Origin of the sequence: Pseudarthrobacter defluvii (assembly GCF_030816725.1) — a bacterium.
Taxonomy (GTDB): Bacteria; Actinomycetota; Actinomycetes; order Actinomycetales; family Micrococcaceae; genus Arthrobacter; species Arthrobacter defluvii_A.
The window spans coordinates 2,026,702-2,042,805 of sequence record NZ_JAUSYG010000001.1; the positions used below are offsets into that span (position 1 = coordinate 2,026,702).

Sequence of the window (16,104 nt, forward strand, 5' to 3'; positions counted from 1 at the left end):
GCCTAAAGGTCCTGCAGCGGGGGTCCCGCAACCAATTCAAGCCACGGGATGGCCGCTGGCTAAGATTGCAGGCATGACTTCGAACGTGACTGCGGTCAGCTATGGCCTGAATGTAACCCCCGCCGGGCTGGAGCAGTTGCGTTCCGTCCTGGCATCCCACGGCGCCGAGGTGCTTTCCGGGTCGGATTCGGGAGACGACCGGTACCGGGTGCAGGTCCTTGAACTGGCCCTTTCCGACGCGACTGCGGCGGGTCTTGCCGCCCTGCGGAGGTCTGTTGCGGATGCAGCAATCGAGGGTTTCGACACTGCCATTGTGCCCGCCGGACTTCGCTCCGCGGCCCGCAAGCTGCTGATCATGGACGTGGACTCCACCCTGATCCAGCAGGAAGTCATTGAACTCCTGGCCGCCTACGCCGGTAAGCGGGAGGAAGTGGCCGCCGTAACGGAAGCCGCCATGCGCGGTGAACTGGACTTCGCCCAGTCCCTCCACGCCCGGGTGGCGGTGCTCGCGGGGCTGCCTGCCGACGTCGTCCATTCCGTCCGCAGGGAAGTGAAGCTCAGCGAAGGCGCCGATCAGCTGGTGGCCGCCTTCAAGGCCGCCGGCCACGCCGTGGCAGTGGTCTCCGGCGGCTTCAACCAGATCCTTGCGCCGATCGCCGCGGACCTGGGCCTGGACTACTGGCAGGCCAACGAACTGGAAATCGTGGACGGCGCGCTGACCGGCAAGGTGCTCGGCGGTGTGGTGGACAGGGCGGCCAAGGAAAAGTACCTGCGGGAGTGGGCTGCTGCCGAAGGCATCGCACTGGAACACACTATCGCTGTGGGCGACGGCGCCAACGACCTGGACATGCTGGGCGCGGCCGGCATCGGGGTGGCCTTCAACGCCAAGCCGGCCGTCCGCGCCGTGGCCGACGCCGCCCTGAACATGCCGTACCTGGACGCCGTCCGCCACGTGGCCGGCGTCTGACCCTCCCTTAACGCGAGATGGCAGTTCGCGGCAGTGTTCGTAATGAACATTGCCGCGAACTGCCAATTCGCGGTGGCGGCCAGGCTTAGTTGGAAGCCTCAGCGCCCTTGCCGAAGTAATCCGCTCCGCCGGCGTACTCGGTGTGGCCGGACTCGACGTCGGCCGTTGCCATCCCAGCGACAACCTGGGCGAACTCCTCCACGGAGTAAAGCTTCCCAGCTTCCGCACGGCGGGCCTCGATGGCGCCCGGGGTGGAGCGGTCCAGGAGCGTGGCGGTGACGGTGCCTTCGATCATGTCGCCGGATACCACCACCAGGGAGATGCCCTTTTCGGCGAGGTTGGGGATCAGTTCCCGCAGGGCGTCTTCCCCGGCCCGCTTGCTGCGGGCCACCGGCTCGTAGGCCTCCATGGTGGGCACGGTGTTGATGAAGTGGGCCTGGTGGCTGGTGACGAAAACCACCCGTGAGCCTTCCCTCATCAGGGGCACGGCGGCGTTGAGCATGTTTACCTGGGCGTCGCGGTTGAGCTTGAGCGCGTAGTCCTCGCCCATGCCGGTCTCCATGCCGCCGGAGGCGTTCAGGACCAGGATGTCCAGGGACCCGAAGTTTTCCATCGCCGCGCTGGCGAGGGCCTGCACGCCTTCCTGGGTGGTGAGGTCGGCACCCACGGCGACGGCGCGGCCGCCGGCGGCTTCGATCCCCTGCACCACCTTGTTGGCGCGGGGCGCCTTCTGGCGGTAGTTGACCACGACGGCGGCGCCCTCCGAGGCGAGTATCTTGGCTACGTCAGCGCCAATGCCCCGCGATGATCCGGTGACGATCGCCGTCTTGTTGTCCAGCAGTCCCATACGAGCTTCCTTTGTTCGAAACATCTAAATCGTTGTGGCCTGCAGTCAATCATGCCAGCGGACGTTGCGGGTATCCCTTGTCCGACTTCGACAAAGAAGGAGCGCGGGGCTAGTTTCCTGCAGCGGCGGAACCGGGAGGGTCAGTGGCCCATGCCCAGGCCGCCGTCCACCGGAATCACGGCGCCGGAGATGTAGGCGGCCTCGTCGCTGGCGATCCAGCGGACCACGTTGGCCACCTCGGAGGCTTCGGCAAAGCGTCCGGCGGGGATGCTGGCCAGGTAGTCCTTCTGGGTGGCTTCGGGGAGTTCGGCGGTCATGTCGGTGTTGATGAAGCCGGGCGCCACCACATTGGCCGTGATGCCGCGGGAACCGAGTTCGCGGGTGAGGGACCGGGCGATGCCCACCAGGCCGGCCTTGGAGGCGGAGTAGTTGATCTGGCCGGGGGCGCCGTAGAGGCCGGAGACCGAGGAGATGAGGACCACGCGGCCCTTGCGCAGCCGGATCATTCCCTTGGACGCCCGCTTGATGACCCGGAAGGCTCCGGTGAGGTTGGTGTCGATGACGGAGGTGAAGTCGTCCTCGCTCATCCGCAGGAGCAGGGTGTCCTTGGTGATGCCGGCGTTGGCAACCAGTATTTCCACGGGGCCGTGGGCCGCCTCCACTTCCTTGAAGGCAGCGTCCACCGAAGCCTCATCGGTGACGTCCGCCTTAACGCCGAGGATTCCCTCCGGCAGTTGCGTCTCGCTGCGGTAGGTCACGGCCACCTTGTCCCCGTTGGCGAGGAACGCCTGCGCAATGGCCAGGCCGATGCCCCGGTTGCCGCCGGTCACCAGGACGCTGCGGGGTGCGGACGCTGTTTCAGTCATGGAGGTGCTCCGGAATTCTGCGGCAGGCTGCGCCGCGGTAGCGGGGTGTGGTTTGGCTGCCTCCGATCTTAGCGGCAGGCCCACGGCGGGTTTGGGCAGCACTGCCGATGGTGCGAGAATTAAGGGAAGCCTTTGGAGCGTGATCATTCACCGTGACCCTTGAAAACCATGCGGGACGTTCCGCGCCCGGAGATCCGGGCCGGTTCTCCGGCGACACGGAGGTCCACAGCATTACTGACGCCGCGGGCGCGCATTCGGAGGATATGCGCCAGCGGATGATCAAGTACGCCCTGGCCATGGGCATCCGCATGGTGTGCCTGATCCTGATTTTCGTGGTGGACGGCTGGTTCAAGATTATTCCGGTGGTTGGCGCGGTCTTCCTGCCGTGGTTTGCCGTGATCATTGCCAATGGCAGCGACATGGCGGAGACTCCCAGCGATCTGCTCCTCGACTCGGCCCCGCTGGCCGAGATTGAAAGCCCGCTGCCTCCGGGCACAGACGAGGAGGCAGGAAACGCCTTGCTGCAGGGTGAGCTGGTGGACGACGACGAGGCAGGGCCCGGAGAGGAGGGGAAACCAAATGAGCATTTTTGATTTCGCGGCAGGATCCGACGTCGCCTCGGAGACCGCAATGTGCTCGCGGAAGGCGTGCAGGACCCAGGCGTCCTGGCAACTCCTCTGGAACAACCCCAAGATCCACACCCCCGAGCGGCGCAAGACCTGGCTGGCGTGCGCGGACCACCGGGAATGGCTGGAGGACTACCTGCAGACCCGCGGGCTCTGGAAGGAAACCCTTCCCCTTGCGGCTGGGGACAGCGGCTCGCTGGAGCGGGACTTCTGAATGTACCGCTTCCTCTTTTCCAGCAAGTGGCTGGGCTATCTCCTGCTGGCCGCCATCTTTGCCGCGGCATGTGTCTTCCTGGGCCGCTGGCAGATGGACCGCCGTGCCGAGACCCTGGCCGAGATCAACCGGGTGGTCAGCAACTACTCCGCCACACCCATCCCCTTCTCCCAGGCACGGGACCAGTTCAACCAGCTGGATCCGGCCAAGGAGTGGACCCAGGTTGAGCTCAAGGGAACCTACGATGCCGCAGGGCAGCGGATTGTGCGCAACCGGCCGCTCAACGGGCAGCCAGGGTACGAGGTAGTAGTCCCTTTCCGCCTCAGCACGGGCGAAACGGTCGTCATCGACCGCGGCTGGCTGCCCATCGGGAACAAGAATCCGGGCAGCCCCGATTCCGTGCCGCCGCCTCCCTCCGGTGAGGTGACCGCCGTCGTACGCCTGAAGCATGGTGAGCCGGAGCTGCAGCGCGGGGCGCCTGAGGGGCAACTGGCCTCCATCGACCTCCCCACGTACGCCGCGCAGCTGGGCTACCCGCTGCTTACCGGGGCCTACGGCCAGCTTGCATCGGAGACCCCTCCGTCAGCCGCCATGCCCGTTGCGTTCCCCAAGCCGTCCACTGATGAGGGGACCCACCTGTCCTACTCGCTGCAGTGGTTTGCCTTCGGTGTGCTGATGTTCGTGGGGTTCGGCTACGCGGCGCGGCAGCAGGCACGGAACGCAGCGATCGACGCCGAGGACGAGGAAGAGACGCTCGAGGACGGCACCATCCATGCCGCCGTCCCGGCCGCCCGCCGTCGGCCTGTCCCGCGCAAACGCAAGAAGGCGACCGCCGAGGAAGAGGAAGACGCCCTTTTGGACGCGCAGGGGTACTGAGCCATGGAGTACGACGGCGGCCCGGTCGCCCGGGTGCGCGCAGCATTGCTTGGCGCCGGGGTCGGCGACACCGTGCGGACCTTCGGGGCCGGTGTTCCGACAGCCGCCGCGGCGGCGGAGGCGCTGGCGTGCGATCTTGCGGCGATCACCAACAGTTTGGTCTTCGACCTCAGCGGCCAGCCCCTGCTGATCCTGGCCAGCGGAGCCGCCAGGGTTGATACAGCCCTGGTCGCGGCGCAGCTCGGCGCGGGGAAGATCCGCCGCGCGTCCCCCGCCTTCGTTCTGGAACACACCGGCCAGGAGGTAGGCGGCGTAGCCCCGGTAGGCCACCCGAAAAAGATCAGGACCCTGCTGGACTCCAGCCTCCGGGAGCATCAACTCCTTTGGGCCGGAGCGGGAGACCACAATTCGATGTTCAGCATCACCTACGCCCAACTCCAGGAAATCACGGGGGCACTGGAACTGAAGGTGCGCTAGGCGGCCAGGCGATAAAGGCACCAGCGAAGGGATGCAGGTGATTTATGTAGCGTGCGTCAAAGGCGACGAAGGAGCCAGCACGCGGGAAATCACCTGCGTCGCGTAGCGGAGGTGGGGGGACGCTAAGCCAGCGTAATCAGGTCCAGGTAGTCCTCGTTCCAAAGGTCCTCCACGCCGTCGGGAAGCATGACGACGCGTTCAGGGTTCAGTGCTTCCACCGCACCTTCGTCGTGGCTGACCAGGACGACGGCGCCGGTGTAGTTGCGCAGCGCGCCCAGGATTTCGGCGCGGCTGGCTGGGTCCAGGTTGTTGGTGGGTTCGTCGAGGAGCAGGACGTTGGCGCTGGAGGCCACGATGGTGGCCAGGGCCAGGCGGGTCTTCTCACCGCCGGAGAGCACGCCGGCGGGCTTGTCGACGTCGTCGCCGGAGAACAGGAAGGATCCGAGGATGCCGCGGACCTCGGCGTCCTTCATGTCCGGGGCGGAGGAGCGCATGTTCTCGAGCACGGTGCGGTCGTGGTCAAGGGTTTCGTGCTCCTGGGCGTAATAGCCAACCTTCAGCCCGTGGCCGGGGATGACCTCACCGGTGTCGGGAGCGTCCACCCCGGCGAGCATCCGGAGCAGCGTGGTCTTGCCGGCGCCGTTGAGCCCCAGGATGACCACCTTGGAGCCACGGTCGATGGCCAGGTCCACGTCTGTGAAGATTTCCAGCGAGCCGTAGGACTTGCTGAGCCCGTCCGCGGTGAGCGGGGTCTTGCCGCAGGGTGACGGGTCCGGGAACCGCAGGGCTGCCACACGGTCCTGCTCGCGGACGGCTTCCAGTCCGCTGAGCAGCCGTTCTGCGCGCTTGGCCATGTTCTGAGCGGCGACGGCCTTGGTGGCCTTAGCCCGCATCTTGTTGGCCTGGTCCATGAGGACCTGCGCCTTCTTTTCGGCGTTGGCGCGTTCGCGCTTCCGGGCGCGCTCGTCAGTCTCCCGCTGCAGGAGGTAACGCTTCCAGTCCATGTTGTAGAAATCGATCTGGGCGCGGTTGGCGTCCAGCAGGAACACTTTGTTGACGGTGGCTTCGAGCAGATCGGTGTCGTGGCTGATGACGATGAGGCCACCCTGGTGGTTCTTCAGGAAGTCACGCAGCCACGCGATGGAGTCGGCGTCGAGGTGGTTGGTGGGTTCGTCCAGGAGCATGGTCTCGGCATCCGAATAGAGGATGCGCGCAAGCTCCACACGGCGCCGCTGTCCGCCGGAGAGCGTCTTCAGCGGCTGGTTCAGCAGCCGGTCCGGAAGGGCAAGGTTGGAACAGATCGACGCCGCTTCGGCTTCGGCCGCGTAACCGCCCGCGGCGAGGAACTCGGATTCAAGCCGGTCGTACCGGTTCATGGCCTTGCGCTGAACGTCCGCGTCCTCGCTGGCCATTTCGTCGTGCGCCTTGCGAAGCTTTCCGACGACGACGTCCAGGCCGCGGGCGGAAAGGATACGGTCCCGCGCCAACTGCTCCATGTCGGGGGTCCGCGGGTCCTGGGGCAGGTAGCCGATTTCGCCGCTGCGGGTCACCTTCCCAGCGGCGGGCAGGCCTTCGCCCGCGAGGACACGGGTCAGCGTGGTCTTGCCCGCGCCGTTCCGGCCCACCAGGCCGATCTTGTCCCCTTTGTCGATGCGGAAGCTCACCTGGTCCATGAGGAGCCGGGCACCGGCGCGCAGTTCAAGATCCTGGACAGTAATCACAGCAGGTAAGGCCTTTCACAACAGGGAACGCCACGGTCCGCGCACTGTGTGCGAAGGGACGCCGGGGCAGAGTGGCCGGAGAACGGCACAATCCAGTCTACCGTCCGGCGGACCAAGCCAGTTTCAGCAGCAGAAACTTCCGGCAATCCGGTGATGGCGCCGTGGGCTTAACCGCGGGCACCGGCCCGGGGGTTCAAGCACAATGGGGTCATGGAATTTGATCGGCTGCTCCAGATCAGGCGTATTTACGCACAGCCAGCCGCCTTGGAGCTGCCCCGTGGCCAGGAGATCGTTGCGCGCTGGCCGGATGCCGACGTCGTGCCTGTGGACAACCACTGGAACATCCCGGACGTGCACGGTGACGAAACCAATGTGCCGCGCTGGTCGCGGATCAAAACGGAGGCTCTGGTCCTCGGGGTCAAAAAGTCACTGGCCGTCAAGCCGAACGGTCGTTCGGCGGACTTCATTGCGCCCTCAACGGCCAACGGCTGCGCCATGGCGTGCGCCTACTGCTACGTGCCGCGGCACAAGGGCTACAGCAATCCTGTTACGGTGTTCGCCAATATCGACCAGATCGCGGCGACGCTCGAGCGGCACGCAACGCGCCAGGGGCTGAAGCTGGAGCCCAACCAGTGCGATCCCGAGCTGTGGGTTTATGACATCGGCGAGAACAGCGACTGCTCCGTCGACGCCATGATCAGTGACAACGTCGAGGAGCTCGTTGCGCTCTTCCGCGAGCTGCCAAATGCCAAGCTCTCCTTTGCCACCAAGTTCGTCAATCCGGCGATGCTGGCGTGGGACCACGGCGGCCACACCCGGATCCGCTTCTCCCTGATGCCGGCGGACCTGGCCAAGTCCATCGACGTCAGGACGTCGCCTGTGGCGGAGAGGATGGCGGCCATCAACGATTTCGTTGATGCCGGCTACGAGGTTCACGTGAACTTCTCCCCCGTCATCATCACCGACACGTGGCTCGCCGACTGGGAGGGACTGCTCCGCCAGCTCGACGCAACACTGACGCCGACAGCCAAGGCCCAACTCGCGGCGGAGGTCATCTTCCTAACCCACAACGAGCAGCTGCACGAGGTCAACCTGGGCTGGCATCCGCAGGCGGAGAATGTCCTGTGGCGTCCCGACCTTCAGGAATCGAAAACCTCGTCCAACGGCTTCAACAACGTCCGCTACCGGTCACGGGCCAAGGCCGGTTACGTGCGCCAGCTGACCCGGCTCATTGAGGACATAGCGCCGTACTGCCGCATCCGCTACGCCTTCTGAAAGAGGCAGCGGATGCGGCCCGGTGCTGTCAGCTGTGGGACTCTTCCGGCCCGTGTCCGGCGTTGCCCGCCGCAGCGGCACCTTCTTTGTGTCCGCCTTTGGCCTTGCCGAATGGGAGCACCTTCAGCAGCGGACCCACAACGGCCATAACGACAAGGCCCCAGGCGAGGCCGACAACTGCTGAGAGCAGGGTGTCAACGAGCCAGGCCAGGAAGCCGCCGACAACCGCAACGCCTGCCACCGGATGCTCGATGGCGTGGATCAAGTCATAGGGCGCGTGCCAGCCCAGGTCGTGGGTCCCCTGCACCATGATGTGCCCGCCCACCCAAAGCATTGCGATGGTGCCGACAAAGGTGATGGTGGACAGTACGGCCGGCATCGCCGATACCAACAGCCTCCCAAAGCGCTTGGCCCGGGGCGAGTCCTTGGCGGCCAGGTGCACACCGATGTCGTCCATTTTGACGATGAGTGCCACCGCACCGTAGACGAGCACTGTAATGGCGAACGCCACCATCACCAGGATGAACGCGCGGACCCAGATGGACTCTGTGGCTACCTCGTTCATGGAGATGACCATGATCTCGCAGGAAAGGATGAAGTCGGTGGTGATGGCGCCTTTGACTACTTTGGCCTCTGCCTCGTGCCCGCGTTCCACCGCCGGCGCTTCTTCCTCCTCGTGGTGGCCGCCGCGGAGCTTGTGCCAGACCTTCTCGGCGCCCTCGTAGCAGAGGTAGGTGCCGCCCAGCATGAGGATGAACGGGATGATCCACGGGATGAAGGCGCTGATGAGCAGCAGGGCCGGAAGTATAATCAGGAGCTTGTTCCGGATGGAGCCCCAGAAGATCTTCTTGATCATCGGCAGTTCGCGTGATGGGTCCGCGCCGGACACGTATTGCGGGGTGACGGCGGCGTCGTCGATCACGACACCTGCCGCCTTGGTTCCCGCCTTGGCGGCACCGGCTGCGACGTCGTCCACGGATGCGGCCGCGATGCGGGCCAGGGCTGCGACGTCATCCAGCAGGGCTACGAGGCCGCCGCTCACCGCTGGCCCCCGCGGGTCTTGTGATGAGAGCGCTGAGCATTGAGGGCTGGGTGCGTGATGGGCATGTTCGGAGTATATTGCAGGGCGCCTGCAGGCTCAGCCCTTCTTCAGTTCCTCGGCGAGCATAACTATGATGCCGCTGGGGCCCCGTACGTAGGTGAGCTTGTAGACGTCTTCGTATGTTGCCACTCCCCGCAGCGGGTGGCAGCCGTGCCGTGCGGCGATCTCAAGCGCCTCCTCGATGTTGTCCACTGAGAAGGCAACACGGTGCATGCCGATCTCATTGGGCAGCGTGGGCTCGGTCTCGATCGCATCGGGGTGGATGTATTCGAAGAGTTCGAGGCGGCCGCGTCCATCCGGCGTCTGGAGCATGGCTATTTTGGCGTGGTTGGCGTCAAGGCCGACGGCGGTGTCGGCCCACTCGCCGCTGACGGTCTGGCGGCCCAGGACGGTGAGCCCCAGGTCGGTGAAGAAAGCGATTGCCGCTTCCAGGTCGCGGACGGCGATGCCTACGTTCTCGAGTTTGATGGGCATGTGGCACAGGTTACCAAGCTGGGGATCATGCAGAACAGCACAGGGCCGGCGCAGTTGGCCACGTAGACTCGGCGGGAAAGAGATCCGTTGGGGGGATACATGGTTCTTGGCAGGAGGCGCCCATGCGCGGGCCAGGACATCCTGACGTCTCTGCCCGCATGACACTGCGACCCGCCCGCGGACCATGGACATTCGCCGGGGTGTGCGTAATGGTAGCCGCGCTGACCCTCCTCATCTTCGGCTCGCATCCGGAATCACTGATTCAGCTGCTGCCGGGCTATGTTTTGGCGTACCTGCTGATCGGGGTGTGCATCTTTGGGCCGGTTGGGAAGTGGCCGTCGCCTCGGCAGGCCGTGGCGTTCCTGCTGCCCGGCGCGCTGCTCGTTTTCCTGGCGCTGCTGAACCTGGGCTTTTGGGCCGGTGGCTGGCTGCTTGGGCTCCCGGCATGGGGACTGCTGCTGAGCCGTTGGACGCTTGATAACCCGCTCAAACCTGTCCAGCTGCTGAAGTTCCTGGGACTGCTGGTACTGGGCCTGGCGATGTTCACATTCAACGTCATCTGGGTGGTCTTCACCCCCGGGCTGTTCCTGCTGCCAATCATTCCTCTGGTCCGGCTGGCCTACCCCGAGTACCGGGCAAGGCCATTGCAGGCGGCCGCGGAGATTCTTCTGGCCATTACTGCAGTCGTTCTGGCCTTGGTGATCCCGACACCTGAAGGGTCATGGACCTCGCCCTGGTCCTACGCAGGCGGGGCCGCAACCGCAGGACTGATGATCACGTATTGGGCCTGGCGACTCCCCCGCCGCGTTTCCCCTCCGGGGCGGCTGAGTGACGGCGCTATCGTCTAGGCTCTGTGTTTCTCCTGGCCGCCAAGGGACTCAGCAACAGGGACACAGCCGAAGCGCTGTTCATTTCCGATGCCACAGCGAAAATTGCAGACTTGCGGGACATCCTCGACAAACTGGCGCTGCGGACCAGACTGTTTTGAGGAAGCCTGTGGCACCGGGGCGGGCCTGGAAGAAGACGGTGTGGCCCTTGTCATCCTGAAAGACAGCCCGTGAGCCTGAAACTGTCACCGTGCCTGCCTGATAGGGATTCCCCCATCAAAGGCTCATTCCTGCGCGCCCTGTTCCGGCCAATACTTCTGGGCTCCGGCAGCGGCATCGCGGAGCTCGGTGCCGTCCAGGGTGATGGAACATTCGCCCATACCCATCTCGGTCCACTGTGCAACCAGGCGGAGGTTCCCGGCCGGCGGCAGTGGCCAAAGCCACAGCGACCCGTTTGCGGACATGTCATCTTCGCCGGCGCTGCCGCCCCTGGGTCGGTATTCGAAGACCGGCCCATCAGGTTCCTGGTCCATCGACTTGTGCGGGGCGTACATCGCAAGGGATGAGCTGATGGCCTTGGTGCCGTCCGGGAACTCGACTCCGAATAGGAGGACAGATTCGGCTGGTGTCCCTCTGTTGTGGAGTTGCGGCGCCGGGTGGTGAAAGACAGCGTTGATTTCAGCCCACTCCCGGTCCTCTTGGTCAGTCCGGCGCAACGTCCAGAGCACATCAAAGATGCATCCGGTGGAGTGAACCTTAACGGCTTCGATGGCCAGTACAAAGGCCGGGGACTTGTGAATGATTTGACCACCAGGGACGACGGCGGGAAGTTCGTAACGGGGTGGCGCCACCCAGGGAGGGGGTGTGAACTGAGCCGTCCGCGGTCGGGGAGGCGGCGTCGGGATGGGGTAGTCCTGAAAGAAGGTCATCGGGTGGTTCCCTTCAGTTAGCAGGTTGCGACCGACCAGCGGAACAGCGGCGCGCCACTCTGGATCCCCCAATCCGTCCTTACCGGGCCCAGTTTAGCCCGGACCAGCCCCACAGGTTTTGGCGCGCGCTACGGCACGAGATGGCCGTAAGCCGCTTCCCCTCAACTACGTTAGGGATCATTGTGTCCTCCCCAAGGCAGCCTCCACCCGGGTTAGTAGGACCCCTACAAAATGGCCCCCGTTCCGCCCCGGTAGCGTCGGCTGTACATTGGATTCCGCTTGTACAACCCCGACAGGACCGCCATGAACAGCACCGACACCACCACAAAAACCAGCAAACGGACGGAGCGCCGCCGCTGGAACGGCACCGACCTGGGACTGATCGCCGTCTTCGCCGCCCTCGTGGCCGGCGCAGCCCTGGTGCCGGGGCTGGCCCTGAACGGATTCGGCGTCCCCATCACCTTCCAGACCCTTGCCGTGATGCTCACCGGCCTGGTGCTGGGCCCCGCCCGCGGGTTCGCCGCCGTCGGACTTTACACCCTCCTGGGCCTCGCCGGCCTGCCCATCTTCAGCCAGGGCCGCAGCGGCCTGGGCATCCTCGCCGGGCCCTCGGCCGGCTACATCATCGCCTTCCCCATAGCCGCCGCGGTAGTGGGCTGGCTGGCCACCCTGGTGATCCGCCGCACCACCAGGGCCCGCGCACTGTGGTTCTTCCTGGCCGCCACGGTCACGAGCATCGTGTTCGTGCACACGCTGGGCGTCGTGGGCATCGCCGTGAACTCCAAGGCCACCCTGGAGCAGGCCTTCGTGAGCGACCTGGTCTTCTACCCGGGGGACATCGTCAAGAACGTCCTCGCAGCCGCCATCGCCGTCGCCCTCCACCGGGCTTTCCCGGACGTCCTGGTGCGGCGCGTACGTCGCCGCGCCCTGTCCGCCGCAAGCGCCTAGGACCGCGCCATGCCCGCAGTGGCCTTCCACCAGGTGACCGTCGCCGTCGAAACAGAGGTCTCCCCTCAGCCCAAAGTCCTCCTTGACGGGGTCAATCTCCGGCTGGAGGAAGCCCGCGTCGGCATCATCGGCGCCAACGGCTCCGGCAAATCCACGCTGCTGCGCTTGGTCAACGGGCTCGTCCAGCCCACCAGCGGCACGGTAACGGTCGACGGCGACAGCACAGTAGGTGCCGTCCGGAAGGTCCGGCGCAACGTCGGGTTCGTCTTCACCGATCCCCTGTCCCAGCTGGTGATGCCGACCGGCCGGGAAGATGTGGAGCTGTCCCTGCGCCGGTCGGTAAAGAACGGGTCGGAGCGGCGCCGCCAGGCCGGGGCAGCCCTCAAACGCCTGGGCCTCCTGCGCCTGGCCGATCAAAGCATCTATGAGCTGTCCGGGGGCGAACGGCAGCTCATGGCCCTGGCAGCCGTGCTGGCAGTGAACCCGAGGGTGCTGGTGCTGGACGAGCCCTCCACCCTCCTGGATTTGCGCAACCGCGAACTGCTCCGCAGGACCCTGGCGGACCTGGACCAGCAGATCATCATGTCCACCCACGACCTCGACCTGGCCCTGGAAATGGACCGGGTCCTGGTGATCGAAGCAGGCCGGGTGGCGTTCGACGGCGCCCCCGCGGAAGCCGTGGCAGCCTACCGCTCATGGTGCCTGCGCGGGCTCGAAGCCGAACGGGATGCGCCGTGAGGGGCCACGGCTTCCTCCTGGCCAACTATGTGCCGGGAAACTCAATCCTCCACAGGGCACCGCTGGCACTGAAGTTCCTCCTGGTCATCGCCTGCGGCCTGGCTTCCTTCGCCATCGCGGACTGGCGCATCTCCGCTGCGGTCCTGGCCTTGCTGTGCGGCCTGTTCCTGGCCACGGGCGCCGGGGTGAAAAGGCTGTGGCACGCCGTCCGGCCCCTCGCGCCGGTACTCGTGGTCGTCGGCCTGTTCCAATGGTGGCAGCTCGGCGGTCCCACGGCGGCGCGGATCGTACTGAACATCCTGCTCTGTGTGGTGGCAGCATCACTGCTCACCGCCACCACCCCGATCCAGCGGCTCCTGGACGGCGTGGTGCGGCTGGCGCGTCCCTTCCGAAGGTTCGGCGCCGACCCCGAGCGTTTTGCCCTGACCATCGGCATCATGCTGCGCAGCATCCCGTTCATTGCCGGCACCTTCGCGGACGTCCGCGATTCCGCCAGGGCCCGCGGCCTCGAACGGAACCCCCGCGCGCTGGTCCTGCCGGTGTTCATCACCTCCGTGGCCTATGCGCGCCAAACGGGCGAGGCGCTCGCCGCCCGCGGCCTGGGCGAAGCGGAAGACTGACCGGCCCGGACGCTGGCCGGCGTTAGAGCCGCCGGTACTCCAGGAGCGCCGCCGTGCCCATTCCACCGGCCATGCTGATCATGGCCAGTCCCAGGGCACACTCGGTGTCCGCCCGCCGCGACTGGGCCAGCAGCCGGGTGACCAGCACGGCACCCGACGCACCGTAGGCGTGCCCCAGCGCCAGCGCCCCGCCGTCGAGGTTTGCCCGGCCGGGATCGATGCCCAGCTGGTCCAAACACGCGAGTGTTTGCGAAGCGAACGCCTCGTTGAACTCCACCAGGTCCAGCTCGCCGGCTTTCACGCGCGCGGCAGCCAGCACACCAGTGGCCGCCGGGACTGCACCCATTCCCAGCAGCTGTGGGTCGACGCCGGCGGTTGCCGTACTGCGCACCAGCAGCCCGTCGCGTGCCCCCAGTTCGCGCGCACGCTCCAGAGAAGTGATGACGACGGCGGAGGCAGCGTCCGCGTCAAAGCACGAGTTTCCGGCGGTGACAGTTCCCCCGGGCACGAAGGCGGCCGGGAACCGGCCCATGATGGCCGGGGTAAGGCCAGGACGCGGGCCACCATCAGAAGAGACCGTCCCCGCAGGGGTATCCAGCGGCACGAGTTCGTCCGTGAAGCGTCCGTCCCGGATGGCCGCGAGGGCTTTTCGGTGGCTGGCCAGCGCGAAGGCGTCCTGCCGCTCCCGGGCTACACCGTATTCCTTGGCGACCGTTTCCGCGGCCACGCCCATGTCCGGGTCGCCGAAAGCGTGAGGCACAAACTGGGCGCGCCGATAAAAGTCCGCGCCGCCGTCGTCCGTCCGGTGGGCGCGCAGGGGCGCGGTGCTGGTGCTCTCCACTCCCCCTGCCAGGTACAGCGGGCTGCCTCCGGCCGCGACCAGGCGGGCGGCCAGGACGATTGCGTCCAGGCCCGAGCCGCACTGCCGGTCCACGGTGATCCCGGGCACGCCAACCGGAAGTCCGGCTTCCAGCAGCGCGAGGCGTGCGACGTTGCCTCCGCCACCCACGGCGTTGCCGATCACCACGTCTGTGACAGAGGCGGGATCAAGGGTAAGCCCAGCGACGAGCGACCGCAGGACCGGCGCCAGGAGTTCGTGGGCGCGCAGGTTCCGCAATGCACCGTTCACGGGGCACACAGGAGTCCGGCGGGCGGCAATGATGACGGGCTGGCGGTCGGGTGGCAGGAAGTCAGGCGCCAAGTGCACGCACCCTGGGATCCCGGGCGTTGATCCAGTCCAGGAACACGTTCCGGCTGACCTTACCGCGGTCCGTGACGGGAAGCTCCTGGAGGAGGTAGTACTGCAAGGGCCGCTTGTGCCGGGACAGGATGTCCTCCAGGCCGGCCCGGAGCTGTGTGGCAGTTATTCCGCCATGGGATGGCAGCACGCCGGCTACCACGCGCTGGCCGCGCAAGTCATCGGGCATCCCGGCGGCGACGGCTGCCGCAACCCCGGGGACGGCCGCCAATGCCAGCTCCACCTCGTGCGGGTAGACGTTCCGGCCCGCGGTGAGGATCATGTCGCCACGGCGGCCCAGAATGTGCACCTCACCGTCCGCGAGATAGCCCTGGTCCCCCACGGTGTACCAGTCGCCAAAGGACCGCAGCGCTTCGCCGTCGTCACCCCACAGGTAACCGTTGCTCACCATTCCACTCCGGACGCAGATGTTGCCGTAACCGCCGTCGGGGACCGGGGCGCCGTTGTCATCCAGGATCCGCACGTCGACCCCGGGAAAAGGCCTGCCGATTCCGGTTCCGCCGGCGGTGGCAGGCTGTCCAGGGGCCAGGCCCAGGCCGGACACGAAGCTCAGTTCGGAGGCGCCGTAGTACTCGTAGATGGTGGCGTTCGGGGCCCAGCGGCGGGCCGCTTCCAGGGTCCGGGCGTCGAGCTTGGAGCCGGCGCAGATGATGCTGCGGATCCCGGAAGCGTCCACGCATCCGGTCATGCCGCGTTCGCTGAGCATCCGCAGCATGGTGGGTACCAGGACCAGCCGGGTGACGCGGTCGTGCGTGATGGCAGCGTGGACGTCGCCGACGTCGAACGTCTCCAGTGTCTGGAACTCCGAACCCGCGTAGAGGCACTCGGCCAGGGCGTAGAGGTTAAGGCTTGCCACCAGCGGGCCGGGGGCAAGGGTGACGTCGTCCCGCCGGAGCCCGAAGAACTCGATGGAAGCCTCGAAGGACTGCTGCCAGGACCGCCGGGAGCGGGTGAACGCCTTGGGCACCGCCGTGGTTCCGGAGGTGAGGCCGATCAGGAAGCTGGAGTCCGGAGTCCCGTCGGCCAGCTGGTCATCCGGGGACACCGGGGCGGGATCGGCGCGTGCTTCCACCCGCCGGACGATGTCTTCCTGCAACGCTGCGGGCCAGCCCGGATCCAGGACTGCGCATTGCCGGCCACCCGCCACGGCGGCTGCAAATTTCACCGCAAAACCCACCGAATTGGCCTCACACAGCGCGGTGACCGACTTGGTCCCGGCCACCAGCTCAGCGGCGGCGTCCCGCAGTTCCGCCCAGTCCAGGCGCTTCCCGGCGATTACGACGGCGGTGTCGTGCGGCCGCTGCCCGGCCCAGCGCTGGAGCTTGTCGAGGAAAGGCAC

18 protein-coding genes are annotated in these 16,104 nt (G+C 66.3%); 10 read left to right on the plus strand and 8 right to left on the minus strand.

The window, feature by feature from the left end:
- The first annotated feature begins 73 nt into the window (after positions 1 to 73).
- The gene (serB, locus tag QF031_RS09490; RefSeq protein ID WP_307427080.1) at positions 74 to 967 is read left to right on the plus strand and encodes a phosphoserine phosphatase SerB; all 894 of its coding nucleotides are present in this window, start codon (positions 74 to 76) and stop codon (positions 965 to 967) included.
- An 85-nt stretch (positions 968 to 1,052) separates the two neighbouring features.
- Here the strand turns inward: serB and QF031_RS09495 are convergent, their stop codons facing one another.
- Entirely contained in the window at positions 1,053 to 1,814 is a 762-nt protein-coding gene (locus tag QF031_RS09495) for an SDR family oxidoreductase (RefSeq protein WP_307427084.1), read from the minus strand.
- A 140-nt stretch (positions 1,815 to 1,954) separates the two neighbouring features.
- Entirely contained in the window at positions 1,955 to 2,680 is a 726-nt protein-coding gene (locus tag QF031_RS09500; RefSeq protein ID WP_307427088.1) for a beta-ketoacyl-ACP reductase, read from the minus strand.
- Between the two features lie 152 nt (positions 2,681 to 2,832).
- Between QF031_RS09500 and QF031_RS09505 the strand changes: the two genes are divergently transcribed.
- From QF031_RS09505 to QF031_RS09520, 4 genes are read left to right on the plus strand one after another with little or no spacing between them, the layout of a single operon-like run.
- Positions 2,833 to 3,273, plus strand: coding sequence for a DUF3099 domain-containing protein (locus QF031_RS09505; RefSeq protein WP_307427091.1), 441 nt, complete (start codon positions 2,833 to 2,835; stop codon positions 3,271 to 3,273).
- Positions 3,260 to 3,520, plus strand: coding sequence for a hypothetical protein (locus QF031_RS09510; protein ID WP_307427093.1), 261 nt, complete (start codon positions 3,260 to 3,262; stop codon positions 3,518 to 3,520). Before QF031_RS09505 ends, QF031_RS09510 begins: the two co-directional genes overlap by 14 nt.
- Entirely contained in the window at positions 3,521 to 4,396 is an 876-nt protein-coding gene (locus QF031_RS09515; RefSeq protein WP_307427095.1) for an SURF1 family cytochrome oxidase biogenesis protein, read from the plus strand.
- Positions 4,397 to 4,399: 3 nt separating this feature from the next.
- Positions 4,400 to 4,873 carry a YbaK/EbsC family protein gene (locus QF031_RS09520; protein ID WP_307427097.1) on the plus strand — a complete coding sequence of 158 codons (474 nt, stop codon included), beginning with the start codon at positions 4,400 to 4,402 and terminating at the stop codon, positions 4,871 to 4,873.
- 122 nt (positions 4,874 to 4,995) lie between these two features.
- Here QF031_RS09520 and QF031_RS09525 read toward each other — a convergent pair whose 3' ends face one another.
- A complete protein-coding gene (locus QF031_RS09525) occupies positions 4,996 to 6,594 on the minus strand; it encodes an ABC-F family ATP-binding cassette domain-containing protein (protein ID WP_307427100.1) in 1,599 nt (532 codons plus the stop codon).
- Positions 6,595 to 6,804: 210 nt separating this feature from the next.
- Between QF031_RS09525 and QF031_RS09530 the strand changes: the two genes are divergently transcribed.
- Positions 6,805 to 7,869 carry a spore photoproduct lyase family protein gene (locus QF031_RS09530; RefSeq protein WP_307427102.1) on the plus strand — a complete coding sequence of 355 codons (1,065 nt, stop codon included), beginning with the start codon at positions 6,805 to 6,807 and terminating at the stop codon, positions 7,867 to 7,869.
- A gap of 28 nt (positions 7,870 to 7,897) precedes the next feature.
- Here QF031_RS09530 and QF031_RS09535 read toward each other — a convergent pair whose 3' ends face one another.
- Together QF031_RS09535 and QF031_RS09540 are read right to left on the minus strand one after the other, a co-directional pair.
- A complete protein-coding gene (locus QF031_RS09535) occupies positions 7,898 to 8,911 on the minus strand; it encodes a DUF808 domain-containing protein (protein WP_307427106.1) in 1,014 nt (337 codons plus the stop codon).
- A 96-nt stretch (positions 8,912 to 9,007) separates the two neighbouring features.
- The gene (locus QF031_RS09540) at positions 9,008 to 9,445 is read right to left on the minus strand and encodes a VOC family protein (RefSeq protein ID WP_307427109.1); all 438 of its coding nucleotides are present in this window, start codon (positions 9,443 to 9,445) and stop codon (positions 9,008 to 9,010) included.
- Positions 9,446 to 9,654: 209 nt separating this feature from the next.
- Here QF031_RS09540 and QF031_RS09545 point away from each other — a divergent pair, with 209 nt between their 5' ends.
- Positions 9,655 to 10,293, plus strand: coding sequence for a hypothetical protein (locus QF031_RS09545; protein ID WP_307427112.1), 639 nt, complete (start codon positions 9,655 to 9,657; stop codon positions 10,291 to 10,293).
- Positions 10,294 to 10,556: 263 nt separating this feature from the next.
- Here the strand turns inward: QF031_RS09545 and QF031_RS09550 are convergent, their stop codons facing one another.
- Positions 10,557 to 11,123: a hypothetical protein gene (locus tag QF031_RS09550; RefSeq protein WP_307427115.1), complete on the minus strand. Its 567-nt coding sequence runs from the start codon at positions 11,121 to 11,123 to the stop codon at positions 10,557 to 10,559.
- A gap of 381 nt (positions 11,124 to 11,504) precedes the next feature.
- Between QF031_RS09550 and QF031_RS09555 the strand changes: the two genes are divergently transcribed.
- Genes QF031_RS09555 through QF031_RS09565 form a run of 3 tightly spaced genes read left to right on the plus strand, consistent with a single transcriptional unit; the run spans position 11,505 to position 13,507 of the window.
- On the plus strand, positions 11,505 to 12,149 hold the full coding sequence (locus QF031_RS09555) for a biotin transporter BioY (protein ID WP_307427118.1): 645 nt from the start codon (positions 11,505 to 11,507) through the stop codon (positions 12,147 to 12,149).
- A gap of 9 nt (positions 12,150 to 12,158) precedes the next feature.
- The gene (locus QF031_RS09560) at positions 12,159 to 12,887 is read left to right on the plus strand and encodes an energy-coupling factor ABC transporter ATP-binding protein (RefSeq protein ID WP_307427121.1); all 729 of its coding nucleotides are present in this window, start codon (positions 12,159 to 12,161) and stop codon (positions 12,885 to 12,887) included.
- Entirely contained in the window at positions 12,884 to 13,507 is a 624-nt protein-coding gene (locus tag QF031_RS09565) for an energy-coupling factor transporter transmembrane component T family protein (protein WP_307427124.1), read from the plus strand. The genes QF031_RS09560 and QF031_RS09565 overlap by 4 nt, the downstream gene beginning before the upstream one ends.
- Before the next feature lie 22 nt (positions 13,508 to 13,529).
- Here the strand turns inward: QF031_RS09565 and QF031_RS09570 are convergent, their stop codons facing one another.
- The gene (locus QF031_RS09570; RefSeq protein WP_307427127.1) at positions 13,530 to 14,708 is read right to left on the minus strand and encodes a thiolase family protein; all 1,179 of its coding nucleotides are present in this window, start codon (positions 14,706 to 14,708) and stop codon (positions 13,530 to 13,532) included.
- Positions 14,698 to 16,104, minus strand: coding sequence for a class I adenylate-forming enzyme family protein (locus QF031_RS09575; RefSeq protein ID WP_307427130.1), 1,407 nt, complete (start codon positions 16,102 to 16,104; stop codon positions 14,698 to 14,700). The genes QF031_RS09570 and QF031_RS09575 overlap by 11 nt, the downstream gene beginning before the upstream one ends.

Bases quoted from the DNA above. Each gene is read 5' to 3' on its own strand.
- serB (WP_307427080.1), top strand. From the start codon at position 74: ATGACTTCGAACGTGACTGCGGTCAGCTATGGCCTGAATGTAACCCCC.
- QF031_RS09495 (WP_307427084.1), bottom strand. From the start codon at position 1,814: ATGGGACTGCTGGACAACAAGACGGCGATCGTCACCGGATCATCGCGG.
- QF031_RS09500 (WP_307427088.1), bottom strand. From the start codon at position 2,680: ATGACTGAAACAGCGTCCGCACCCCGCAGCGTCCTGGTGACCGGCGGC.
- QF031_RS09510 (WP_307427093.1), top strand. From the start codon at position 3,260: ATGAGCATTTTTGATTTCGCGGCAGGATCCGACGTCGCCTCGGAGACC.
- QF031_RS09515 (WP_307427095.1), top strand. From the start codon at position 3,521: ATGTACCGCTTCCTCTTTTCCAGCAAGTGGCTGGGCTATCTCCTGCTG.
- QF031_RS09520 (WP_307427097.1), top strand. From the start codon at position 4,400: ATGGAGTACGACGGCGGCCCGGTCGCCCGGGTGCGCGCAGCATTGCTT.
- QF031_RS09530 (WP_307427102.1), top strand. From the start codon at position 6,805: ATGGAATTTGATCGGCTGCTCCAGATCAGGCGTATTTACGCACAGCCA.
- QF031_RS09540 (WP_307427109.1), bottom strand. From the start codon at position 9,445: ATGCCCATCAAACTCGAGAACGTAGGCATCGCCGTCCGCGACCTGGAA.
- QF031_RS09545 (WP_307427112.1), top strand. From the start codon at position 9,655: ATGGTAGCCGCGCTGACCCTCCTCATCTTCGGCTCGCATCCGGAATCA.
- QF031_RS09555 (WP_307427118.1), top strand. From the start codon at position 11,505: ATGAACAGCACCGACACCACCACAAAAACCAGCAAACGGACGGAGCGC.
- QF031_RS09560 (WP_307427121.1), top strand. From the start codon at position 12,159: ATGCCCGCAGTGGCCTTCCACCAGGTGACCGTCGCCGTCGAAACAGAG.